The following is a 22115-nucleotide window of genomic DNA, read 5'->3' as shown; positions in this document are numbered from 1 at the left end:
AACGTCACCGCCGAGCCCTCGACCTCGCCGCGGGTCTGCTGGTCCGGCTCGACGGCCGTGATGGCGGCGACGCCTTCCCGGCGCTTCTCCTTGCCGCCGCGGTACCGCGTGACGACGTAGAGGATGAAGCGGTTGTCCGGCAGGGACGACGACACCTCGATCACGCCGTTCTCGTCGGGCTCCTTGCCCTCCGTGAGCGCCTTGACGTGGACGTTCTGCTCGGCGAGGTTGATCGTGACCGCGCGGGTGCCCTCCCCGGCGAGCGTGTAGCCCTTCTGGAAGAACTCGATCGCGTCGCCGGTCTCGCGCGAATCGGCCGGGCCGCCGTCGACCTTGTACAGGCCGAGGCGCTTCGCGGCCACCGGGAGCACGAGCGGGCTCGCGCCGAGGTCGGCCTTCTCGATGACGTTGGCGGGCGCGACCGGCGCGAACGCGGCCATACCGGTGATCGGTACGCCAACGGACTCGAGGTCGTTGCCCTGGGAGTCGGCAGTCATGTGTGTTCTCCTTCACATGAAGAAGGCCCCGCGCGTGCGGAGCCGGTGGGTGGGAACGGTCACGTCGACTGCCGACGCGTCCGCGGGTGGGTCGGGTGGTGGCTCACCAAGAGCCGGCCGCGACGTACTGCGCGGTCATGTACTGGCGCGCGACGTCGAGTTCTTCGGGGACCGCGTAGGGTCCGTTGCATCCGTCGAAGTCGACCCGGGCGATGGGGCTGCCCGCAGCGAGCGGGAGCTCGTCGTCGAACAGCACGGATGCCAGCCACAGGGCGAGGTCGACGATCGGCGTCGGGGCCGCTTTCGACCCGCCGAACACGGCCGCCCCGACCGACCGGTCGAACGTGGTCCAGTCCAGGCGCGAGCCGGGGTCGATGCGGATCACGATCAGCGGCCGCGGCATCGGGAGCGCGAGGTCCTCGGGTTCCGCGCCGACGACGTCGACGTCGAAGCCGTCGGCGGCGGCCGCATCCGACACGTAACGCATGAGCCAGGTGACCAGCTCCGGAGGCATCACCCTCATCGCTTCGCCTGCTTGAGTCCGCGGGCCATGTTCCCGGTCTTCGATTCGATGAGCAGCGTCTTCTCGTCCGAGCCGACGACGCGCGTCACGCGCCGGTACCGGGACTCACGGTGCTCGATGTGCAGGCCGTTCACGTACTCCTCGGTATCGCGTGGCGCGTCGGCCTGCATCTTGGCGAGAGCATCCTCGGCGACCGCGTCGACCAGGCGCTCCACCCGCGGCTGCCGCAGGACTTCCTCGAAGAAGCGCGGGTTGAACTCGACTTCGGTGTCGCCGCTGCGGGCCATGAGCGCTCCTTCCGGTCAGCCGACCGTGCGGGTCAGGGGGATCTCCCGAGGCGGTGTCCACGCTGTGAACGGGTTGGTGTCGGTCGCTGGCGGGATGCCGTCGATGCTGTAGATCGGGGCGCCGTCTCCGCCGTCGCGGATGCGGTCGCCCTTCTGGATGTCCAATGTGCCGTCGCAGAAAAGCGACTTCGCCTCGACCGCCTGCTGGCGGGTGGCGTCCCCGAGTAGCGACGTGGAGGTCTGCGCGATGAACGCCCCTTCAATGGGGAGGACGTCGGGGTTGGTCCAGTCGCCGCGCACTTCGCGGTTCGTGGTGCGGTCGCGGACGATGCCGGCGCGCAGCCGGTAGACGGTGTGGCCGTACGGGAAGTCCATCAGTACCGCTCCGGCCAGATTCGGGCGATGGGGCGCTCGAGCGGAAACGATCCGCGCGGGCCGCTGGCGGCCGGCGGTGTCGCGCACAGCGAGCGCAGCGCCCGGCGGGGCTGGCCGTCGAAGGCGGACTGGATGTCGGCGTAGTCGACGGATGCCGAGCCGATGCGCTGACCCTTCACGAAGCGGGAGCCGCGGGCGGCGATGTCCTTGTAGACGCGCTTCAGGATGGCCAGGGCGTCCTTCTGCTCCTCGCTGTCGTCGGCGAACGAGGAGATGCAGGGGGCGATGTCGCGAGCCACGATGAGGACCTCGCGTGCGAGGTCCTCATCGGCGCCGACCTTGTCGTGCGTGATCACTTCATCGCCCCCTGTCTCTTACTGCTTGTTGTCGTCCGCGATGAGCGCGGCGACGATCTGCGGGCGGTTGCCCGGCTCGGCGGGGACGATCTTCGCGTCGTCCTCGCGGTCGCTGTTGCGCTTCTCGATCTCGGCCTTCAGGTCGGGGACTTTGACGCCCTTGTAGACGCCCTCGTCGACGTCCTCAGCCTCGTCGGGCTCGGCGGCGTCCTCGACCTCGACGGCCTCAATGAGACCGCGGTCGATGAGCCGCTCGAGCTGCTCGTCGGCGACGCCGACGGGGAGGATGTCGCCGCGTCGCAGGATGACCGCGACGCGGTTGCCGCCCGTTGCGCCGATGGAGACCTTTGCGGCGGCTGCCGCCACGATGTGCTGGGTGCTCATCACGGGGCCTCCGTTCCGGTCAGGTAGAACCCGGCGAGCGGGTTCGTCACGATCGGCACGTGGACGTTGCGCGCCTGGAGGCGGGTCTTGTCCGCCTTCGGCTCGCGGATGGAGGCGATCTCCACACCGGTGTCGCCGCCGATCGCGCGGTACTCCGGCGAGGGGATCTGCTCGCGGGCGATGCCACCGAGACGGCGGCGGTCGACGAACAGCGGGTCGGTGATGTCGTCGCCGTCGTCGGAAACCCACGTCAGCCCGCCCACGGTGGGGAAGGTGTCGGTGAGCGCCTGCCGGTCGTCCTTGGGCAGGATCTCGAGCAGCTCCGGGATGACCTCGGCGTACTGCTCGGACGGCAGCACGACCACGTCGACGTCGAAGCCGAGCTTCTGACGGCGCACGGCCGCCTTCACCCGCAGGGCGTCCTTGTAGATCTGCTTGCCCGTGGTCCATGCCGCGCCGGCCGCGAGCGTGTTCGTGATCGACGACGCGACAGCGCCGAGCGCTGCCTCGTTCGCCGAGAACACGAGCTCGGTCTGCAGGAAGGCGAACGCCTCGTCGACCGGCTGGCGCAGAAGTCGGCCGACCTGCTCGTCGGTGATCTCCGTGGCGAGGCCGTCCTTGGCGGCCGAGTAGAACTCGTACTCCTCGGCCGACATCGGCGTGAGCTTGTACTCAGCACCGGGAGCGACGATCTCGGCGCCGCGCTGGGCGCGGATGACCTCGTTGATCGGCACGCCGATGGCGCCGCCGGTGATGGTGTACCGACCCTGGAGCAGGTACAGGCCGAGGAACTGCTGCGCCTGAAGGATCTCCGCGAATCGTCGAGCGACGAGCGTGGGGGACTTCAGGAACGCGATCACATCCGCGGCCGTGGTGTTGGCCTGCTGGCTGGGCGTCAGCGGGTAAGTCTGCATCGTGCTCTCCTTTCTCAGAGCTGGATGGCGCGCACGGGCGCGCCGTCCGCGGCGGACGTCAGGGCGAGGAAGACCGCATCACCGGTGCTGACCGTACGGACGGCGCCAGCGGCGGCGGTCTCGAGCTTCTGGCCGCGGGTGATCGCACCCGCCGCCTTCAGCTCGTGGATGGGCTTGCCGATCTCGACGGTCAGCTTGTCGCCGACGGCCGCGTCGTGACCGGCGACGCCGACGTACTTCGCGGATGCCGCGGCGGCGGGTGCGACCGACATGTCGGCGGTGCCGACCTCGACGGGCTGACCCGCGGTGACGGCGGTCGTGACGTTGAAGGTGACGGTGTCACCCGGGCGGAACAGGGGCAGGTAGCTCTTGGCCATGATCAGGCCTCCTTCTCGGTCGAGCCGTACACCGAGCCGTAGAGCGCGTCGTCGGCGCTGGTGAGGGTGTCGGAGTGACCGACCTCCTCGACGGGCACGGTGTTCTTCGGCAGCGTCGCCAGGAACGCGACCGTGCCGGCCTCGTCCTTGTCGAGCTGGGCACGGATCGCGTCACGCGACGTGGCGGCGATGCGGCCTTCCCGCATCGCGGTCGCGACGATGCCGTCGCGGCGCGTGCGCTCCTGCTCGGCGTGTGCCTGCGCGCCGCGGTCGGCCTTCGCCTGCAGGTCGGCGAGCACCGTCTTGTCGATCGCGGTGAAGCCCTCGGGAAGGGCTGCGGCGGGGGCCGCGGGGGTGTCGGCCCGCTCGGCGAGGACCTCGTCGAGAGCTTCGAGCAGCGTCTCGTCCGAGGCTTCGGCATCGGTCACGCCGAGCCGCTCGCGAAGGCCAGCCTTGATGGTGTCGCTCACGATGAGCTCCTCCTTCTGGTTGGGGGTACCCGGCTCGGTCGAGTCCGGGGTCTTGAGGTCGGCTCGCGCGGCGGCCCGGCGGCCGTCCTTCCGCGCGAACACCGACAGGTCGAACTTCGCCTTCGCGGCCTCGGCGTCGCCGACGCCTTCGATCCGGTCGGCGAGCTTCTCGGCGATCGCCTCCTCGGCCGTCAGGAAGCGGTCCTTGTCCATCTCGGCGAGCCAGTGCTCGACGGAGTCGCCGGACTTCGCGGCGTACACCGAAGCGATGTTCCGATCGAACGATGTCTCGAGTTCGTCTGCGACGTCGCGGAGATCCGCTGCATCGCCGATCACGACCGCCCAGGCGTTGTGGATGTAGAGCTGGCTGTTCTGCATCATCACGAGCTCATCAGCGGAGGCCGCGATGAACGATGCCGACGACGCAGCGATGCCCTCCACGACCGCCGTGACCTTCGCGGGGTGCGAGCGCAGCGCGTTCATGATCGCGATGCCCTCGAACACCTCGCCGCCGGGCGAGTTGATCAGCAGGCGGATCTCGGTGATGTCGTCGGGCAGCTCGTCGAGGACGCGGGAAAACTCCTTTGCGGAGATGCCCCACCACTCCCCCCAGCTGTCGATCGGGTCGTACAGGCGAAGCGTCGCGGTTGCGCCGCTGGTCTTCGCAGACGGCAGCTCGGCGCGGATCGGGGTGCGCTCGACGCTCGCGCGCCCAGCGGGTCGGAACGGGTTCATGCGGCCTCCTCGGGCGGCTCAGGTTCGGTGGCGGGCATGCGAGTCACGTCCGGGCCGTCACCTTCGAGCCAGTCAGCGCCAGCCCGTCGAATGAGGTCCCGGACCTCCTCCTGCCGCAGGGGCGGCTTGTCTGTCGCGAGATACCCCTGCTGCGCGGCGCGTACGGCCGCTGCGGCGCGCTCGGCGTCGGTGCGGCCGTCCTCACCGTCGGCAAGAAGCTCTTCGACCGGGAGGCCGAACTTGTCGCGCACGTAAGCGCGCAGCCCGGCATCGGGCTTCACAGCCCCGGACTCGATGAGCGCCTTGATCGCCTCCGCTGTGATCTGCTGCTGCTCTCCGATCACCGCCGGCACGAGCCGGGGAGCTGGTTCCGTCGGACCCCAGTTGTGGTCGACGAGGTCCTCGATGACGTGCTGGTTGACCACGTCGGCGAGCTGCTGCGCGACCGCGTTGAGCGAGTCGGTGAAGAAGTTCGCGAACGTCGAGCCGAGAGCCCACGATCCGGTCTCGGTGCCGAGGTTCAGGAAGTGGGCGAGCACGGCGCGAGCGATCTGCTCGTCGTAGTACCGGATCGGCCCTTCGGTGTCAGGCAGCTTGCCGTTGACACCGACGAACTCGAGCTTCGCGCCGTACGGCAGCGACACCCCGGCGTTCTCGCCGGCGCGTGCGTCCTTCGCGACGGCGAGTCCGTTCGCGATCTGCTCATCGAGCCACGCGAGCGTCTCCTCGAAGGACCCGCCCTCGGGCGGCTGTCCGCTGACGTAGACCGGGAGGCCGAGGCCGTTCCGCTCCGCGGTGAGCGCTTGGATGCGCAGCAGCCGATCCTTCAGCAGCCACATCTTGTACGCCGCACGCAGCAGCGACTCGCCGACCCAGTTCGCGCCCTCGCGCTCGTTGACGAACGCCACCAGACGATTGACCGGGATCCTCACCTCGGACTTGCCACCGGTGCCGTGCTGCTTGATCGCGACCAGCCCGCCGTCCTTCGCGACGTCGATGTCCGAGATCGTCCGCGGCGGCCGCCACGCGAGCTTCGCGAGATGGGTCGCTCCGGATGACTGGTCGTAGACCTGCTCGAAGAAGCTGTGCCCGTAGACGAGCATCAGCAGCGCCAGGCGCAGGAACTCCTTGAACGAGAACCGGCCCTTGGTGCGCAGCGGCGCGGTGAACGCTTCGCCCTTGATCGGTAGGCCGAGGTCAGCGGCGATGTGCGCGACGACTTCGGGGCGGCACCCGGTGCCGTCGATGACCCACTCGGTGCGCATGATGGGCAGCGTCACCGCGCGAAGCACGGACTTGACCTGCGGATCCTCGCGGCGCATCCGATCGAACACGTTGATCGACTGCGGCCACTGTAGATCCGGATTGTCCTCGTGCGTCTCCGCGGTGAGCTTCCCCCATCCGAGGAGGCCGCCGTCCGCCTGGTATCCGATCTCAGCCAAGGCGGAACCTCCTTCGTCAGAATCGCGCGATCGCGAGATCCAGTTCGTCTCGCGCGACAACGTCGCGCTTGAGCACCGCTGCCTTCGGAGGCGGCGGGGTTCGCTTCTTCGGCGATGCTTCGGCCTTCAACACGCCCCAGAGCGCCCAGGTGACGGCCTGCGCCTGGCTCACCGGCTTGGTCGGGTCGGACTGCTCCCACGTCACGCCGGCACGGCCGATGTTCCGCGTCGTCGCCAGTCGCAGCGACTCGGTGACCTCGTCCTGCGGACGGTGCGGGACGAGGCCCGCGTTCACGTGCTCGATGAACAGGGTGTGCGCCGCGGCGATCTCGTCGAGGTTCATGGTGAGGTACTTGATCCCGGCGGCGTCGAGCGCGCCGATGACAGCGGCCGCGTTCTTCGAATCAAGGACCACGAGCGCGTTGCCGTGGGCGGCCTTCAGCTCCTTGAGCTTCGGGGCGATCCAGCGTGTGCCCGCTTCGGTCCAGATGTGTTCGACCGCGATGTGCTCGGAGTCGACCCGGACGGCCGCGCCGATGGTGCCGTATCCGCCACCTCGACCGAGAGCGAGCGAGAGCACGACCCCGTCGCCGGCGACTGCCGCGTCGGGGTCCGCGTGCCGTTTCCACACCTCGAGGTCGAGGTCGGAAAGCCGCGCCTCGACCTCGGGGCGCCGGCTCGGCCAGATCGAGCAGCGCTGCCGGGCGAACGCCTCTGGGTTGGTCTGGCCCATGCGGTCCCAGTCGTCCTGCACGGTCTTCCAGGCGAGGCGGATGCCGAGGCCGGGGTTACCTTCACGCCACGTCTGCGGATCACCGAGGTCGATCTTCGCTGCCGTGTCGGGGTCGTCGGATCCGACCGGCGTGTGCTCGATCCATCCGGTGCGCTCGAAGCCGCCTTTGCGGCCGCGGTCGCGAAGTCCCTCGAAGTACTCGCCGTCCTGATCTTCCTTCGGGACCGTGCCGGTGAACAGCACCTGCTTGTTCGGGCTCGCGTCGGTCGCCGGGAGCAACGCCTCAAGAATGTTCAGCGGCGAGTGCTGGGCCTCGTCGATGATGAGCACGTCGAAGGAGACGCCGACGCCTGCGGACCCTGTTCGGGTGAAGAAGATGAGGCGGTTGCCGTTTTTCAGCTCAATCGCCCAGTTGCCGTTGCCGGTCGAGATCCCGGTAACGCCCTGGGCGGTCTGCTTGCCGCCGCCGACGAGCTCGGCGCGCAGGATCGGCGAGGCGAGGATGATCCGGCGAGCGCGGCGGAATGCCTCGCGGGCGGTGGCACCTTCGTGGGCGGTGTGTCCGATGAGCTTGGGGGCGCCGTCCTCGCGGGGCCACAGGTAGAGGTGGGCGAGCTCGTACGGGAGCAGGATGTTTCCCTTGCCCTGCTGGCGGGAGACGAGGATGCCGAACTCGGTCGCTGCCCACTGGCCTTCCGCGTCGATGGACGCGATCGCTTCGAGCGCGCCCTCCTGCCACGGGTCACACTGGATGTTCGCGAGGTCGCAGATGTCGAGGACGTCGTCAACGAGCGTGTCTACGCGGCTAAGCGGTAGCGCCCTTACCCGTGGCTCTTGCAGCCCGAGCAGCTCGGGCTGCGGCGAGTTGGTCGGCAAGGCTCAGCTCCTTCGGCGCGTCCACGGCGCGGGATGCCTCGACCACCGCGGTGCGGAACTCGCGCGCGATCGGTGCGAGCTTGGTCGGGTCCTTCTCGGCGACCGTCTTGAATGCGGTCCGGAGAGTGTTGACGATGAGCTTCATGTCGTCGCCGTCGAGCTCGTCAGCGTTGGCGTCGTCGCGGGTGAATGCAGGGGCGTCGACGGTGTCGGGCTGGGCGGCCGGGGATCGGCGTCGGGCTCGCTGCGCGTCCGTGTGAGCTTGGCGGCAGGCGTCGTCCACCGGCTCACCGTTTCGCAGGTGTCGGCGGTATGCCGCGTCGGTGCCGCACGGGGCCTTGGGCCGTCCCATTCGCCCCACCCCCTGCCAATTCCCCCACATCGTCAATTCACCCGCGGAGAGAGCCGCCAGGATCGCGCGGGAGGTGGGCAGTGACCGGGCGACTCTGGATTTTCTGGCGGCGTCTGTGCGGTCGCTCAGATCAGCGGCGGGCGAGGATGCATCCCGGCTCGTGGCGGCCGCAGTCCGCGTTGCACACCGGGCATGGAAGGTCGACCTCGATGTAGTTCCGGCAGTCGAGCTGGTGCGGTCGACCCGGGCTGCAGGGCTGGTCGCACTTTCCGTTGATACCGCTCGGCATCACTCGGCTGCGCTTGTCGCGAGCGCCGGGGCAACCTCGACGGTCAGCGCGTCGCGTTCCTCGGCGGTCAGGCCTTCAGCCTCGACGATCTCATCGGCGACCACGCCCCGAGCACCGTACGGGCTCCGCGGTGTGACGATGGCGACCGGCTCGATGCTCAGCGACTCGGCGTACTCCTGGCCGGCCTGCTTCGTCGGTGCGAGCACGATGATGCGACGGTGCGGGTCCGGTGCGACGTCGACAGCCTCGACGATCGGCTCGCCGTGCTGCACCTCGACGGCAGCGGGGCGGTCGGCGATGACGACGTCGACGCGGTTGCTCGTGTTGCGCATGGTAGGTCCTCCCGGTCTATGACGCCGCCCATATCTCGGTAGCGGCGTGATCGCTCTTGAGCGAGTTGCAGCGGCGGTGCATCGGCACGAGCACCTGCCCGACGAGCCGGCCACCGTTCGCGATCGCCTTGTCGTGATCGGCGGTGAAACTCATCCGGTGCGTGGACGGCAGGTCGGTGTCGATGTGCTCGCCGCATCCCCAGCCGGACGGGGAGCCGTACCCACAGGGCAAGTCCTCCACCTTGGTGCGGCGCTTGAGGGCGGCCTGCTCACGACGGTACGCGCGGTGCCCCTTGCCGTCCCGGACTGATCGGCTACCCATCCGACGACCTCCCGCGTCTCATCGCAAAGATCCGCCCGCCAAAACACGCAACGAGACGCCCATCAGCGCGTAACGAAGCGCAGGCGTGTCGAGATGTCGCGGCTCTCTGGTTCCGTGGGACCGTTCAGTCATGAGCGTGCACCCGCGCAATCCGCCCGGACCGCTTTGACCTCATAGGAGAGAACAATGGGAATTGAGATCCACAGCAACATCGGAGACCTCGGCGACTGGCTTCAGCGCGGCGCGATCGAAGCCGTCCAAGAGGAAATGGCCCAGGGGCTGGCTGAGCATATGCGTGAACTTGGTAGATCCGATGCCGACGCAGTTGACCTTGAGCTCGAGTCGGATACCCCGGACTTCCCGATCGACGCCGATTGGGTGCGTGACCGCGCAAACCAGATCCTCCGCGAGTCCACTGAGTAAGACTGTGCCCCGCCGCCCATCACCGCTCGAGTTTGCGCATCTTGCGACCAGCCCGGTGCTGCTCACTCGACGGCTCCCGAGCTCATGTCGGGCAGCGTGTGAGGTCATGGCTAGCGGTGGTCGCTCTGCAGAGGGATGAGAACGTGTGGTGGCGGGGCCACACCCAAGAACGACGAAAGCCCCGCCGAGATGGGCGAGGCTTTCGGTCACAGTTCAGGTGCAAGCACAGCTTAACACCGACTGGCGACATGCCGCAGAAACATCGCGTGCGCGTGTCATACCGAAAGATCCGGGCGCGCAGCCAGGATGTTAGCGCCGTCCTGCCTGATCGTCTCGGTGGAGATGTGCCCGGCAAGCCAACCTGTAAGCAGCTCCGCCGTTTCGGCCGAGTAGTCATGCGCTGCGCTCTGCGCGTCCATCACTTGGCCGATAGACATGCCTGCAGGGTCGAACGAGCCGAGCGTGTCTCCCCAGACCTTCATGAGTTGCTTGAACCGCAGCGCCAGCCAGTCGCCGACGATGTCATCGGGGGCCGTCCACGCGCGATAGATCGTGATCCGGCCGCGCAGGTCGGAGATGATCTGTCTCATGTCCGCGGATGTGCCATCGAAGGTGGCGAGGGGGGCGATCGCCCTAGCGATCTCTGCTCCGGCCTCTAGCCGCCGCTCTGCCGCCCGGTCAGCAGCAGCGCTCTTTCGCTCGGCGCGGTACAGCCCAATGGAGATGAGTGTGGGAACGAGGATCGCCGCGATCGGGATGAGCACATCGATCGCGAGACCTCGCATCTGCTCTGGCGTCATGATCCGATGATGGCTCATACGGGCGATCGACGTGTGCTCATGCCGGCTTGCCTGTGGGTGAGGTACTCAGCCATCGAGGATCCCACCCCTCTCCGGTAGGGTTCCCGCATGGACTCTGGATGGGCGGTGGTGCTTGGCGCAGTCATTGCTCTCGCCGGCTCCTCTGTAATTCCCTGGATTCGCGAGGCGCTTGCATCGGCACGACTTCGCAAAGAGCGTTCTCAAGAACGTCTCAATGACGCCATAGTCGAGCTCCTCGCCATCAACGCTGGAATGGCAACCGCAGTCGTCACGGCGAACGGCAACAAGCTCGCCGAGGTGTATTCCGAGCGTCAGCGAGCAGCAGCCCGCCTTCTCCTGGAAGTGCCCGCACCCGAGCGGCAGGATATCGGCGACGTGCTTGACCACGCTCTCCCGTCTCCGAAACCCGATGGCGATCCTCAAGCGCTCGTGCTGCATACGACACACGCTCTGCAGATGACCTTGGTCGAGTGGGTTTCCGGCGAACTGCGTGCCGCGGATGCCCGGAAACGTCTCAAGGACTTGATCGGCGAGTAGACGCCCCATCAGGTCCTCTCGACTGGTCGTGTCTTCTCCGTTCGTTAACGCGTGAACTGCGTCCGCTGCTGGTTCGATCGCATCCCAGCGCCCGCAGCGTCGACTGCCGAGGCGTGCACGTACTTCATCACCGACCCGCGCGGGCCCCGGTGCTGAGCGACCACGGTCACGACTTCTTTCTGCACCCACCGCTGCATCTGCCGCTGCGAGACCTTCGCGCGCTTCGCCGCCTGCTGCAGCGTGAGCAGCGGGTCGTACCACTCGCGCACGGGGGCCGCCTCGGGCTCGCCTTCACCCTCGTCGTCCGGGTAGGCGAAAACGTCGGTGCGGCGTTCGGTGCCCCACTTCGCCATCGCGTCCGCGACCGACCAGCCGTCACGCAGACCCTCGACCTCCGGGTGACGGTCGAGCACCACCTCCCCGAGCCAGGTCATCACCTCGCGGTCGTTTGAGTAGTCCGACAGGGTGACGTGCCACCACGGTTCGAGCCTGTTCAGCACGGCCAGCGCGTCCACGAGGTCCGCATCGATCGGTGCCGGCGGCTCGGACACCGACGAGCGCCCTCCCGGAGCCTTGTCCGTCGGCGTGGCCTTCATCGGATCCGCCAGCGACCGCACCCGTCCGATCAGGTCAGGGCCGTCGGCGAGCAACGCACGCATCCGGCCGAAGCAGCGATCACAGATCAGCGACCCGTCACGGCACTCGCGCGGCGCGCATCCGTCGCACGGGAACGGTCCCTCGTAGTCGGGCCCGCTGAACCGGCAGGCGGCATAGTGCTCGCCCCGGCGGACGCACCCACGGATGCAGAAGCGGTCAGACATGCTGGACTCCCTTCACGATGCGATCGACTGTGCTTCGCCCCGACCTGCGGCCACCGGCGAACGTGATCGGCTCGCCGGAGAGCGCCTGCACTGCGAGGGTGCGTTGCCAGGGCAACAGGTCGATCCCGAGACTCTTGGCGAAGGCGTCGACCTCGTCGGCGATCTTCACCTCGGGCGGGTCGGTGCAGACGCAGTCGATCTCCTCGTCAGGGTCACGGGAGACGATGATCGACAGCTTCCCGTGGCACCACTGGCAGTTGTCCTCTGCTTCAGAACGGTGTGTCGTCGCCATAGGCCCATCCCCCTTCCGCGGGCGGCTCGGAGGTCACCCACTGCTCGTGTGCCGCGACGGCGGCCGCCGGCTTCTGTCCATCGGTGCGCGCCGCGCGGGTGACCTGCGCCGTCGCGTAGCGAAGGCTCGGACCGATCTCATCGACCTCGAGCTCGATCGCGGTGCGCTGGTTGCCCTCGCGGTCCTGGTACGAGCGCTGACGGAGGCGACCCTGGGCGATGACGCGCATGCCCTTGGTCAGGCTGCCGGCGACGTGCTCGGCGAACTCCCGCCAGCACGAGGCCCGGAGGAACAGCGCCTCGCCGTCCTTGTACTCGTTCGCGACGCGATCGAAGATCCGCGGCGTGCTCGCGATGGTGAAGTTCGCCACCGGGAGACCGTTCTGCGTGTAGCGCAGCTCGGGGTCGGCGGTCAGGTTGCCGACGACGGCGATGACGGTCTCGCCGGCCATCAGTGGGACTCTCCGGCGGTGGCGATCGGCTCGATTCCGACGCCCTCCTCGAAGCTGATCGCCAAGGGAACGGATGCGAGCACCTGATCGTCGACGGCGCCGATGATGGCGTCTTCGATGCCCACGGCCTTGACCCACTCGACGGCCCAGCACTGATGACCCGGCTCAGTGGCTTCCTCAGATGTCCAGGACTCACGCTGGTGGGCATCCTTCGGGCGGCGACGGCACGAAGCGTCTGCAGGGGCGGTGCAGGTGAAGCCGCGGTGCAGCGCTCCACCCTCGAGCTTCAACTCGACGTGGTGGTAGTTCACGGTGGTGCTCATGATGCTGTCCTTCCTGCGCGGTCGCGCATGTTCTGTTCTCTGACCTCGGCGGCGTACTTCGCCGCCCAGGTGCGGGCTGTGTGCTCGGAGATCCCGAGGCGTCGGCCGATCTCCGCCCAGGACTGGTTGAAGCGGCGACCGGCGCTAATCTCCTCGCCGGCGCGGGTGGTGTAGCCGCTGCGGCGACCGGAGTTCGGGCGGTAGCCGCCGTGAGCCGCAGGGGTGACTCGACGGAGGATCACGTCCGCGACATCGATGCCGCGGCGTGCGGCCTCTGCGTTGAGCTGCTGGTAGACGTCGAGCGGCACGTTCACCCGCACAGGCAGGTAGCCGCCGGCAGGGCGGCTAGAAGACCGTGTCATCCCACACCTCCTCGGGGTCGTCGTTGAGCTCGTAGAACTCGGTGAGCCGGTCTTCGTAGACCCGGCGTTGCATCCACTCGTCGCGGAGGAGGCGCCTGTCCCGGCAGGGGCCGCACTTCTTCGTCCCCGCTCCCCTGGGCATGTGCTCGTCGCAGAACATCGGCGGGGCATCCAGGACGGCCGGACGTTCGGGGCGCTCTGGGGCCGGCTCCCGGTCCTCCTGCACGGCGTCCCAGGCGGCGGCTCGCGCGGCGTCCTCCGCCCGCACTCCGGCCCGCGCCCGCTCCCGCGCACTCCCCCGCGCCCGCTCCCGCACCCTCGCGCGCCCGCCCCCACCCATAGCCATGGAGCGTCCATGGAAAGCGCCGGGAGGCTCCGGGGTGCGGATCGTGGTGCCGCGCAGGTCGACCTTCAGCGGGTGCAGGAGCAGCAGCCACTCGACAGTCTCCCGGGTGTCCGGGTCCGGGGCGAGGAACGTCGTCAGGAACCCGGCCTCCGCCAGCAGCACCAGGTGCTCGTCGACCTCGTCCGGTGTCAGGTCGAGCGTCGGATACATCGCCGACGAGATCGCCCTCGTGTCGAACCGCCCCCGGCCGAGCGGGTCGAGGTTCAGCCACAGCCACACCGCCGACGGCTTCGCGACGTCCGGCACTCCGGCCAGCGTCTCGAAGTCGGCGGGGCTGATCATTCGTTGCTTGGTGGACATCGGTTCCTCTCGCGAAGCCCCGGATACATGCGGCCAGGGCAGAATTCAGGTCTTCGGGCTCGACGGTGAAGCACTCGGAGTAGCCCTTCCCGCCGGGGCCGAGGACGTCCTCGGCGTCAGCCCAGGAGGCGAACGCGGCCGGGAAGATCCGTCGCAGCACCCGCAGCGCCTCCCGCTCCCAGGACGCGTCCGTGCCGCGCTGGCAGACGATCGGGTACCAGCCCCGATCAAGCCACCGCTGCACCCGCGACCACGCCCACGCGCGGCCGATTTTCAACGTCCACGACTCCGGATGCCAGACGACATAGGTCATGGCGTAGGTCGGCATCGTGCTCATGCGACACCGCCGATCTCGCGGAGCCGCCACTGCATCCACTCGTCGCCGTAGACCGAGCAGCCCATCTCCATCGCGACGGCGGCCGAAATCCGGATCCGGTTGAGGCCTTCGAGGCGGTACCAGGCGAACTCGTGCGGGAAGTAGACCGGCACGCGCTCGGGCGCGGTGACCCAGCGGCGCACCTTCCAGCCGTTCGCGAGCGCCTTCCCCTGCAGCTCGCGCTCGCAGGCGACGTTGCAGGCCAGGCAGAGCGTCAGACCGTCGACGGCGGTGGGCACGTTGCGGGATCCGCCCATGCCGACCGCGCGGCGGTGCTGGAACGTCTTCTCGAGCGCACCGCACATCACGCAGCGGAAGCCGTCGCGGAGGTAGACGCCGTTGCGCACCTCAGTGGTCGGGGCGGTCACGATGCGACCGCCAGGAGGAACTCGGCGACGGCATGGCCGAGGTCGCGCGCTGCGGGCGGTGTGACCGCATTCCCGGCCTGCTTCACCTTGTCGCGCTTCGACCCGAGCAGCAGGTAATCGCGAGCGAAGCCCATGCCGGCCTGAATCTCGTGCGGTTCGAGCATCCGGAATCCGGCGTCGTCGACGTCGAGGCTGATCGGCTCCGACGGTTCGATGAGCGACTGGTGACCAGCCGTTGTGAGCGCGCGCAGCGGCTCGTGCACGGGCGTGGACATCTGTCCGCCGTCGCCCCGTGCGGTGTTGTTCCGCATGACGAGGGCGTGGTGGTTGCCTTCGGCGCTGACCGTGTCGATTGGGTGCGAAGCCGGCTTCGCGACGCCGTGATTCCGCAGCGGCACGACGAGACCGGGGTGGTTGATCTGGTGCGACTCGATCGCGAGCGCCCAGTGGTTCGCCGCGTGGACGACCTTGTACCCGGCCTCGCGCAGCCCGGATGACGATCCTCCCGCGCCACAGAACAGATCCGTGACGGTGAGACCGTTCCAGGGGACAGCGGGCGGCTGGTAGCCCACGAGCGGGGCGGTGGCGGCGGTCATGCCGCGCTCCCTTCTTCGATGTCGAGCAGGTCGAACAGCGAGGGCGTCGCCTGCTCGCGGTCCAACTCCTGCTGGTACATGACGGCGTCGCGGAAGGACGTCGGGTTGAGCTCGGATGCGCGTCCCTCACGGCCGAGCTTGCGAGCCCTGAGCGGCACCGTGCCGAGCCCGCCGAACGGATCGAACACCAGTTCGCCCTTGTTCGAGTAGCGCTCGATGAGCCGGTCGACGATGTCGAACTGCAACGGGCAGATGTGGAACTCGAGCGCGCGGCGCGATTGTTCACCGTTGAGGGTGAGCATGCGATTCACGTCGTCCCACACGTCCGGCCGCCACGAGCCGGGGTCGAGGGACTTGAACGTCGACGGCAGCGCGTTCTTCGCGGCGAGCGCCTCGCCGGTGGCGACGTGCGCGTCGAAATCGTAGACGTTCGCGCGGGCCTGGTTCTTGAACTGCCTCGAACGATGCTTCGGCTCGACGGCCGCGAGCTCTTCCGGGGTGAGCAGTCGGTTTCCGGAGGAGCGCCAGTCCGCGGCAGCGTCGATCTGCCAGCGGGCGAGGGAGTAGTCGGGGACGTCCTTCGTCACGCGCTCGTCGGCGTAGCCCTTCGAGCGGTCGGTCTGCGGCTTGTGGAACAGGAGGATGTATTCGGGCGAGCCGACGCCCATCTTCGTGCCGTCCTTGCGCATCTCGGAGTAACCGAGACGGTAGGTCTGGTTGTTCTCGCGCACGACGTCGGTGGTGACGGTGATCATCCCCATGTAATCGAAGCCGTGCTTGAGGCCGTGGGCGAGCGCTTCGGCGTGGAACGGTGAGACGGTCGGGATGCCGGCGCCGGTGACCGCGCCGAACTGGATGCGGTCCTTCACGTGGCAGGCGTAGATCCGGCCGGGGCGGAGCACGCGCAGCAGCTCCGGGGTGAGGTAGTCCATCTGCTGCCAGAAGTGCAGGTTGTCGTCGGTGTGGCCGAAGTCGTTGTAGCTGGGCGTGTACTCGTAGTGATTCGAGAACGGGATCGACGTCACGACCAGGTCGACGGAGTCCGTGGCCATGTGGTCGCGGGTTTCGATCACGCAGTCGTTGAGCGCGAGCGTCCAGCCGGGCCCGGATGCTTCGACGCGCTCGACGCCCATGGCGCGGGTGAGTGCGGCGGAGATCGCGGCGGGGTTGAGTCCGAACTCGCGGATGACGTCGCTCATGGTGTCGGTGAGGTGGTCGTGCTCTTCCCACTTCGCCAGGAGGGTGTCGCGGATCTCGGACTCGGTCTCGGCGTAGATCAGGTGCACGTCGCAGGTGCTCTGCTGCCCGAATCGCTGGATGCGGTGCACGGCCTGGATCGTGTCGTTGAACTTGTAGGTGACGCCGACGAAGACGGCCGTGTGCGCCTGCTGCAGGTTCATCCCCTGGCCGAGCATCACCGGCTTGCCGATGAGTGCGTATGTGCGCTCGGCGCGCCAGTCGTCGAGGCGTGCTTCGGCTTCGTCGTCGGCGAGGCCGCCGTGCACGGACGAGAACGACAGGCCCATCTCGGTGAGCGCGCGCTCGATCGCGTGCTGCTCGTCGTTTAGGTCGCACCACAGGATGATCTGGCCGTCGTCGGCGGCGGAGTGCGCGTCGACGATGCGGACGAGCTCGGCGACGCGGTCGTCGAGCGTCTCGCGCTTCTCCTTCGCGGCGCCCTGCAGCGACATCGCGCCACCGCGGACGAGGACGCCCTGCCCGTCGCGGTCGACCTCGTCGGAGAGGACGCCGACCTCGACCTGGTGCCAGTTCACGCGCAGTGGCGGCAGGTCGTATCCGGCGTCGGAGTGGCCGAGGTCGGAGGGCCGCTGGACGAAGCACGCCCAGGTGTTCAGCCACAGCCAGAACTCGCGCTCCTTGTGCGGGTACAGGCGCAGGTTCCCGGCCTTCGAGCTGTCGCGCTGGAAGAACCGCGTGAGGGCCTGGCCGGTGTCCATGATGCCGAGGAATCCGGCGTAGTGGATCAGCTCCTTGTGCCGGTTGGGTGACGGCGTCGCGGTTGCGACGAATCGGTACGGGATCGCGTCGAACAGGCCGAGGAACTCCTGGTAGGTCTTCGAGCCGAACGAGCGGAGCACGGATGCCTCGTCGAGGGAAACCGCGTCGAACCCGTCGACGGCGAGGCGGCCGTCGCGCACGCTCTCGTAGTTCGTGACGTAGATGCCGGACCAGTCGGGGTCGATGTCTTCCGTGCGGCGGATGAAGCGGACCTCGATGCCTAGCAGCTCGCGTCCGTCGCGGATGAACTCGCCGCGGACGCCGAGCGGGGCGATGATCAGGGCCCGGCCTTCGGTGACCGTCGATGCGGGGTGCGTGAGCACCTGGCGCAGGGTCTCGAGCTGCATGATGCTCTTGCCGAGGCCGAACTTGGCGAAGATCGCGCGGCGGCCGCCGAGCACTGCCCACCGGACGATGTCGCGCTGGTGCGGGAGCAGGACCTGGTGCAGGTCGTCCTCGTGCACGGCGAATCCGAAGGATCGGTCGAATGCGACCTTCTGTCGCAGGAACTCGTCGTGCGTCGTCGTAGGGGTGGTGAAGAAGTCGGGGTGGGTGAGAGCGCTCATGGGGTCCTCCGGTGCCAGTTCGAGGTCATCCCCTGGATGCCCTTGTTCGTGTTCATGAGGCCGAAGTGCTTCCGGCCGAGCGCGCGGTTGATGTCCTCGGCGTGGTGGAAGACGGCCTTGGTGTGCAGCAGTGCGGCGTGCGCGTCCGATGCGTCGAGCTCTGCCATGGCGCGCGCGAGCGTCACCGATCGGGCGGTCTCGCTGTGCCTTGCCAGGGCGGCGTTCTGCGCGTTGCTGTACGCGACCTCCGCGTCGTATCGGGCGTCGTTGACGGCGCGGAGGAAGTCCGCGATCGCGAAGCCCATGTCTTCGAGGTCGCGCAGCAGCGCGTCCAGCTCGAGCGGGGTCTCAGGGCGGCGTGGGCGAAGCATCTCCGCCTGATCGCGCAGCTGCTCCCATTCGGTGTCGAGGTCGCGCACCTCGCCCGTGGTGGTCTCGACGAGGATCATCGGCGTCCGCCCTTCTTGCGTGCGGCCTTGCGCCGCGTGGCCCGGTTCTCGGAGGGCCGGTAGTCCTGCGGCTCTCGGCGCTTCGGCGCGTCCGGTGCCTGCTCGCGGGCGGCCGGGGTCGCCCATGCGTCGGCGCTGAGCTCGTCGCGGCGAGCGTCCATCCGCTGCTTGAGAGGCAGGGTGACGGCACGCGCGAGGCGAGCCTCGGCCCGCACCGCGTTCAGCTCGTCGAGGGTCGTCGCTTCGTTCACGCGGGCGACCCAGTCGATCGCCTCGCCGTCGTCAGGCGCGGGCATCGGCGAGGGGGCCGACGGCGCCGGGAACGCGTCGAGGTCGTCGGGCTCGCGGCGGTCGCCGAGCACGTCGGCGAAGGTGCGGCGCAGCGCGGCCCGGAGCGTGTGCGCTCCGAACAGAACATGCGGGCGGGCGAACCAGAGAGCGCGCCACCCCTCATCGGCGGGCACGACCTCGTCCCACAGCTCTGGGGCGTGGGTCGGCTCGGCCCACCCGGCGCGGTGCACGCGAGCGCGCGCGGCGATCGGGTGCGCGCCGTCGGCGAGGTCGAAGATCAGGGGGTGCCAGGTGACGCCGTCGGCTGTGAACTCGACGTTCACGCCGCGCAGCTCGCCGGTCTTCGTCGCGATGGTGAGGTATCCCTGCAGGGTCTGCTGCACGGCCTCTTCGGTGATCTCGTTGCTCACGCCGACACCGCCTTCGGGAGGGAGATTCGCAGGGCAGGCTTGGCGAAGGTGACGCGCGGGTAGAGCTTCAGCGCGCTCTGCTCGGTCTCGGTCACCGCGGTGCGGGTCGCCTCGAACTCGGCGAATCCAGACGGCTCGGCCTCCGCCCATGCGGTCTCGTCGATGGTGACCTTGCGGGCCGGGCGGGCGAGGATCACAGTCGAGTCGTCTCCGTGCTTCCACCCGGTCTTCGCCGCATCGGGGAACTCGGCCTCGAGCAGCTGCGAGAACTCCGCGCGGGCGGCCGCCTTCGCCGCCTCGGCGGCCTTCGCGACCCGCTCAGCGGCGATCATGTTGATCTTCGCGGCTTCGAGTTCGGGACTGATCTGCTCGACGGGCGCGCCGGCGTCGACCCATGCGAGGAACGTGTCAGCAGCCGCCACGAGCTCGTCGATGCGGTCCTGGTCGCGCGCGACGACGCGATACTGCGGGTCCTGAGTCGGCGGTGTGCCATCCTCACCCATCACCTCCCAGCCGTAGAGCCACTCGTCCAGGCCGAGGACCGCCATGCCGAACTGCATCTGGTCGAAGTGGTCGGAGGGGATGACGCGCTTCGGCATCTTCCAGCCGCGCTTGTGGCTTTTGACCTCGACGCCGCGCACGCGGCCGTCGGCGAGGATCTGGAAGCCGTCGGGGGTCGCGAGGTATCGGCGGTTGCCCTTCGACGCCCAGACGTGCCGGTTCGGGATGATCTTCGACTCGGTCACCCATTCCAGATCGGTGAGGATCTCGGGTTCGCGGTCGTGGCCGCGGCGCGTGTGGGCGTTGCCGCTGAAGGTGGAGCCGTTGAGCTTGTCGGAGAGGACGCTGCTCCACGTCGCGGGTGAGAGCTTCGGTGCCTCGGACGCGGTGACGCCCTCGGCGCGCGCGTCAAGCCACTCGGCCTCGTTGTCCTGCGACGCCACCCGGGTGGCTTCGACGAGTTCGCTGATGATGGCTGAGATCATGGCTGGTCCTTCGTGGGGATGAGTTCGAACGTCTGGGAGTCGGTGGCGATGACCTTGTAGCGGCCGGCGTCGATGGGCTCACCCGCGGCGAGGTGGTCGAGGATCTCGCAGGCGAAGAGGTCGTCGGTGAGGCGCTCGATGAGCGGGTGCTGCAGGGTGAAGGTGCCGTCGTCGAAGGCGCGCACGATGTGGTCGTGGCCGCCGGTGACGTCGACGAGCACGGCGAGCGCGACGGCGGCGCTGTCGGCGGCGATGGCCTGGCGCTCGGACGGTGCGAGGTACTTGCGGTGGGTGGTCATGTGCTTGCGCAGCCCCTCGGCGACGAGGGCGGTGATGACGTCGAGCGACTGGCTCACGGTGGTCTCCTGGGAGTCGAGGTGGTGGGGCCGCGGCGCAGGGGGGGGGTGGGGGTGTGCGCCGCGGCCCCGGTCTGGTTAGGCCGCGGGTCGGCCGTAGAAGATCGGCACGTCTCCGATGCCGTCGTGGACTCGCGTCTCGACGAGCTCCGAGGAGTCGGCGTTCGGGCGCTTGTCGGTCCTGCCATCGCGGATCTCGGCGACGATGTCGGCAAACGCGGCCTCGAGGATCAGCTCGGGGCGTTCGAGCTTGAAGCCGAGCGACACCGTGCCGCCGCGCAGCCGGTAGCGGAAGCTGGCCCAGATCGAGTAGATCGGGCCGCCGACGTACGGGCGGAGGGCGAGCTGGATGCGAGACGGGATCTCGATGTCGCCCTTCTGCCCGGCCTTGGCGGTCGTCTCCTCCTGGTAGGTGAGCTTGACCTCTCCGCTGGTCTCGCGGATCCCGGACTCGAAGGCGACCTTCGTCTTCGCCTGGAAGGTGCGGGCGACGTCGATCATCTGTGCCGGGGTCGGCTCGATGACGTCGAGGTAGCGGTCGTCGAGGAAGTCCGCGAACTCCTCCTGGGTGGCGAGCTCGCCGTCGGCGGCGGCCCAGGCGAGCCACGCCTTCGAGTGCTCAAGGTCGAGGCTCACCCTGTGTTTCTGCCAGCCGGGCTCGCCGCCGGTCGCCTCGTGAGAGTCGATGACCGCGATGACCTTCGAGGTGTTGATGTGCGCGTACACCTCGGTGCCGTCGAGGGCGTGCCGGTTGACGTACTTCACGAACGACTCGGCGTCCGTGACGCTGCGCTTTGCCTCCTCGTAGCGGGGGTGCTCTGCCCATGCGTCGGTGTCGATGACGCGGGTGCCGCCCTCGTCGTCGGCGATGGCGTAGACCTCGCCGACGGTCAGGGCCTCGGCGCCTGCCGCCTGGTTGGCGAGGGTCGCGACGACTCCTGCGTCGGTGTGGGTGTCCTGGATGCTGGTCATGCTCCGGGGGCCTCCTTGATCTCGCCGGTGTTGAGGTCGACATGCACGCCGGCGTCGCGGATGTCCTCGTCGTTGAACAGGGGTGCGGTCGTCGGGTCGTTGCGGTGGAGGGTGTTCCCCTCGCCGACGAACGCGATCGACGTCGCGCGGGACTTCTCCGGGCGCTTCGCGGTGATCTTGTCCGCGATCTCGACGGTGTGCCCCGACGAGCCCGCGGGCTTGACGGAGAGCGTGTAGGTGAGCGTCCCGGCCTTGCCGGTCGTGTTCACCGCCTCGACGAGAGCGGACAGCTCCTGCCCGAGCTCGGCGTCCGCGTTGGGGCGGACGGTTGCGAGGATCTCGGACAGCCCTTGCGGCCGCCTCGTCTCCTCCTTGTTGTCAGTCACCGGGTTTCCTTTCGTCGTGGTGAGCGGATGGCGACGGCGGCGACGAAGATCGCCAGGCTGATGAGGACTCCGAGGTCCGCGCCGTTGAACCCCGTGGCGGGGTCTGCCGCGGGAGGAGCGCACGCCGCGCCGGTGCCGATGGCGACGAGCACGAGCACGAGTCGCCACGGGGCGAGCGGCCAGAAGCGGGGATCGGTGGCGATCGGGCCGGTGATGGCTCGCTCGGTGCGGTCGGCGGCGATGAGGTGCATCGAGGCCGGGCGGGGTGCGAAGTCGTCCACCGTGGTCTCCGCGGTGTCGGTATCCTGTGTCTGAGGCATGTGCTTGCCTTTCGTTTTCT

General features: G+C 68.5%; 32 protein-coding genes and 1 pseudogene. 2 read left to right on the top strand and 31 right to left on the bottom strand.

Annotated elements, in window-relative coordinates; translation table 11 throughout:
* The 14 genes and pseudogenes from CJ226_RS09140 to CJ226_RS09075 all read right to left on the bottom strand — a co-directional run.
* A pseudogene (locus tag CJ226_RS09140) lies at positions 1-497 on the bottom strand (hypothetical protein); the annotation flags it as partial.
* Positions 498-600: 103 nt separating this feature from the next.
* The gene (locus tag CJ226_RS09135; protein WP_257996604.1) at positions 601-1011 is read right to left on the bottom strand and encodes a hypothetical protein; all 411 of its coding nucleotides are present in this window, start codon (positions 1009-1011) and stop codon (positions 601-603) included.
* A 5-nt stretch (positions 1012-1016) separates the two neighbouring features.
* A complete protein-coding gene (locus CJ226_RS09130) occupies positions 1017-1307 on the bottom strand; it encodes a hypothetical protein (RefSeq protein WP_102208970.1) in 291 nt (96 codons plus the stop codon).
* A gap of 15 nt (positions 1308-1322) precedes the next feature.
* The gene (locus CJ226_RS09125; protein ID WP_102208969.1) at positions 1323-1682 is read right to left on the bottom strand and encodes a hypothetical protein; all 360 of its coding nucleotides are present in this window, start codon (positions 1680-1682) and stop codon (positions 1323-1325) included.
* Positions 1682-2038 carry a hypothetical protein gene (locus tag CJ226_RS09120; protein WP_102208968.1) on the bottom strand — a complete coding sequence of 119 codons (357 nt, stop codon included), beginning with the start codon at positions 2036-2038 and terminating at the stop codon, positions 1682-1684. The genes CJ226_RS09125 and CJ226_RS09120 overlap by 1 nt, the downstream gene beginning before the upstream one ends.
* Before the next feature lie 18 nt (positions 2039-2056).
* Complete coding sequence (locus tag CJ226_RS09115) at positions 2057-2422, bottom strand: hypothetical protein (protein ID WP_102208967.1); 366 nt, start codon at positions 2420-2422, stop codon at positions 2057-2059.
* Positions 2422-3336: a hypothetical protein gene (locus tag CJ226_RS09110; RefSeq protein WP_102208966.1), complete on the bottom strand. Its 915-nt coding sequence runs from the start codon at positions 3334-3336 to the stop codon at positions 2422-2424. Before CJ226_RS09110 ends, CJ226_RS09115 begins: the two co-directional genes overlap by 1 nt.
* Positions 3337-3350: 14 nt before the next feature.
* Entirely contained in the window at positions 3351-3713 is a 363-nt protein-coding gene (locus tag CJ226_RS09105) for a capsid cement protein (protein WP_025105690.1), read from the bottom strand.
* Between the two features lie 2 nt (positions 3714-3715).
* Entirely contained in the window at positions 3716-4918 is a 1203-nt protein-coding gene (locus tag CJ226_RS09100) for a head maturation protease, ClpP-related (RefSeq protein ID WP_102208965.1), read from the bottom strand.
* Complete coding sequence (locus CJ226_RS09095; RefSeq protein ID WP_102208964.1) at positions 4915-6360, bottom strand: DUF935 family protein; 1446 nt, start codon at positions 6358-6360, stop codon at positions 4915-4917. The genes CJ226_RS09100 and CJ226_RS09095 overlap by 4 nt, the downstream gene beginning before the upstream one ends.
* A gap of 16 nt (positions 6361-6376) precedes the next feature.
* Positions 6377-7969, bottom strand: a complete 1593-nt coding sequence (locus CJ226_RS09090) for a hypothetical protein (RefSeq protein ID WP_102208963.1) — start codon at positions 7967-7969, stop codon at positions 6377-6379.
* On the bottom strand, positions 7899-8252 hold the full coding sequence (locus CJ226_RS09085) for a hypothetical protein (RefSeq protein ID WP_146008230.1): 354 nt from the start codon (positions 8250-8252) through the stop codon (positions 7899-7901). Before CJ226_RS09085 ends, CJ226_RS09090 begins: the two co-directional genes overlap by 71 nt.
* Positions 8253-8609: 357 nt before the next feature.
* A complete protein-coding gene (locus CJ226_RS09080; protein ID WP_102208961.1) occupies positions 8610-8942 on the bottom strand; it encodes a hypothetical protein in 333 nt (110 codons plus the stop codon).
* 16 nt (positions 8943-8958) lie between these two features.
* A complete protein-coding gene (locus tag CJ226_RS09075) occupies positions 8959-9264 on the bottom strand; it encodes a hypothetical protein (RefSeq protein WP_102208960.1) in 306 nt (101 codons plus the stop codon).
* A gap of 186 nt (positions 9265-9450) precedes the next feature.
* On the opposite strand from CJ226_RS09075, the gene CJ226_RS09070 reads away from it, so the two are divergent.
* Complete coding sequence (locus CJ226_RS09070) at positions 9451-9687, top strand: hypothetical protein (protein WP_102208959.1); 237 nt, start codon at positions 9451-9453, stop codon at positions 9685-9687.
* A gap of 275 nt (positions 9688-9962) precedes the next feature.
* Here CJ226_RS09070 and CJ226_RS09065 read toward each other — a convergent pair whose 3' ends face one another.
* The gene (locus tag CJ226_RS09065; protein WP_146008229.1) at positions 9963-10487 is read right to left on the bottom strand and encodes a hypothetical protein; all 525 of its coding nucleotides are present in this window, start codon (positions 10485-10487) and stop codon (positions 9963-9965) included.
* Between the two features lie 108 nt (positions 10488-10595).
* Between CJ226_RS09065 and CJ226_RS17840 the strand changes: the two genes are divergently transcribed.
* Positions 10596-11045, top strand: coding sequence for a hypothetical protein (locus CJ226_RS17840; RefSeq protein ID WP_146008228.1), 450 nt, complete (start codon positions 10596-10598; stop codon positions 11043-11045).
* A 44-nt stretch (positions 11046-11089) separates the two neighbouring features.
* Here the strand turns inward: CJ226_RS17840 and CJ226_RS09055 are convergent, their stop codons facing one another.
* The 16 genes from CJ226_RS09055 to CJ226_RS08980 form a co-directional block, all read right to left on the bottom strand.
* On the bottom strand, positions 11090-11704 hold the full coding sequence (locus tag CJ226_RS09055) for a hypothetical protein (RefSeq protein ID WP_102208956.1): 615 nt from the start codon (positions 11702-11704) through the stop codon (positions 11090-11092).
* A 154-nt stretch (positions 11705-11858) separates the two neighbouring features.
* Positions 11859-12158 carry a hypothetical protein gene (locus CJ226_RS09050; protein WP_102208955.1) on the bottom strand — a complete coding sequence of 100 codons (300 nt, stop codon included), beginning with the start codon at positions 12156-12158 and terminating at the stop codon, positions 11859-11861.
* Positions 12136-12609: a single-stranded DNA-binding protein gene (locus CJ226_RS09045; protein ID WP_219719880.1), complete on the bottom strand. Its 474-nt coding sequence runs from the start codon at positions 12607-12609 to the stop codon at positions 12136-12138. Before CJ226_RS09045 ends, CJ226_RS09050 begins: the two co-directional genes overlap by 23 nt.
* A complete protein-coding gene (locus CJ226_RS09040) occupies positions 12609-12932 on the bottom strand; it encodes a hypothetical protein (protein ID WP_102208954.1) in 324 nt (107 codons plus the stop codon). The genes CJ226_RS09045 and CJ226_RS09040 overlap by 1 nt, the downstream gene beginning before the upstream one ends.
* Positions 12929-13294, bottom strand: a complete 366-nt coding sequence (locus tag CJ226_RS09035) for a hypothetical protein (protein ID WP_146008226.1) — start codon at positions 13292-13294, stop codon at positions 12929-12931. Before CJ226_RS09035 ends, CJ226_RS09040 begins: the two co-directional genes overlap by 4 nt.
* Positions 13278-14000 carry a hypothetical protein gene (locus CJ226_RS09030; protein ID WP_146008225.1) on the bottom strand — a complete coding sequence of 241 codons (723 nt, stop codon included), beginning with the start codon at positions 13998-14000 and terminating at the stop codon, positions 13278-13280. The genes CJ226_RS09035 and CJ226_RS09030 overlap by 17 nt, the downstream gene beginning before the upstream one ends.
* A gap of 333 nt (positions 14001-14333) precedes the next feature.
* On the bottom strand, positions 14334-14744 hold the full coding sequence (locus CJ226_RS09025; protein ID WP_102208951.1) for a hypothetical protein: 411 nt from the start codon (positions 14742-14744) through the stop codon (positions 14334-14336).
* Positions 14741-15340 carry a DNA cytosine methyltransferase gene (locus CJ226_RS09020; RefSeq protein ID WP_219719879.1) on the bottom strand — a complete coding sequence of 200 codons (600 nt, stop codon included), beginning with the start codon at positions 15338-15340 and terminating at the stop codon, positions 14741-14743. Before CJ226_RS09020 ends, CJ226_RS09025 begins: the two co-directional genes overlap by 4 nt.
* Positions 15337-17925, bottom strand: a complete 2589-nt coding sequence (locus CJ226_RS09015; protein WP_102208950.1) for a DNA methyltransferase — start codon at positions 17923-17925, stop codon at positions 15337-15339. The genes CJ226_RS09020 and CJ226_RS09015 overlap by 4 nt, the downstream gene beginning before the upstream one ends.
* On the bottom strand, positions 17922-18374 hold the full coding sequence (locus tag CJ226_RS09010; RefSeq protein WP_102208949.1) for a hypothetical protein: 453 nt from the start codon (positions 18372-18374) through the stop codon (positions 17922-17924). The genes CJ226_RS09015 and CJ226_RS09010 overlap by 4 nt, the downstream gene beginning before the upstream one ends.
* A complete protein-coding gene (locus CJ226_RS09005) occupies positions 18371-19075 on the bottom strand; it encodes a hypothetical protein (RefSeq protein ID WP_102208948.1) in 705 nt (234 codons plus the stop codon). Before CJ226_RS09005 ends, CJ226_RS09010 begins: the two co-directional genes overlap by 4 nt.
* Positions 19072-20061 carry a YqaJ viral recombinase family protein gene (locus CJ226_RS09000; RefSeq protein WP_102208947.1) on the bottom strand — a complete coding sequence of 330 codons (990 nt, stop codon included), beginning with the start codon at positions 20059-20061 and terminating at the stop codon, positions 19072-19074. The genes CJ226_RS09005 and CJ226_RS09000 overlap by 4 nt, the downstream gene beginning before the upstream one ends.
* On the bottom strand, positions 20058-20417 hold the full coding sequence (locus tag CJ226_RS08995; protein ID WP_102208946.1) for a DUF6085 family protein: 360 nt from the start codon (positions 20415-20417) through the stop codon (positions 20058-20060). The genes CJ226_RS09000 and CJ226_RS08995 overlap by 4 nt, the downstream gene beginning before the upstream one ends.
* A 78-nt stretch (positions 20418-20495) precedes the next feature.
* The gene (locus CJ226_RS08990; RefSeq protein WP_102208945.1) at positions 20496-21389 is read right to left on the bottom strand and encodes a DUF2303 family protein; all 894 of its coding nucleotides are present in this window, start codon (positions 21387-21389) and stop codon (positions 20496-20498) included.
* Positions 21386-21775 carry a hypothetical protein gene (locus CJ226_RS08985; RefSeq protein WP_102208944.1) on the bottom strand — a complete coding sequence of 130 codons (390 nt, stop codon included), beginning with the start codon at positions 21773-21775 and terminating at the stop codon, positions 21386-21388. The genes CJ226_RS08990 and CJ226_RS08985 overlap by 4 nt, the downstream gene beginning before the upstream one ends.
* Complete coding sequence (locus tag CJ226_RS08980) at positions 21772-22095, bottom strand: hypothetical protein (RefSeq protein ID WP_102208943.1); 324 nt, start codon at positions 22093-22095, stop codon at positions 21772-21774. Before CJ226_RS08980 ends, CJ226_RS08985 begins: the two co-directional genes overlap by 4 nt.
* Positions 22096-22115 lie beyond the last annotated feature (20 nt).

This window comes from Microbacterium sp. UMB0228 (assembly GCF_002871415.1).
GTDB lineage: Bacteria > Actinomycetota > Actinomycetes > Actinomycetales > Microbacteriaceae > Microbacterium.
The sequence above is the reverse complement of the archived record's forward strand: the minus strand, read 5'-3'. Positions and strand labels throughout refer to the sequence as shown.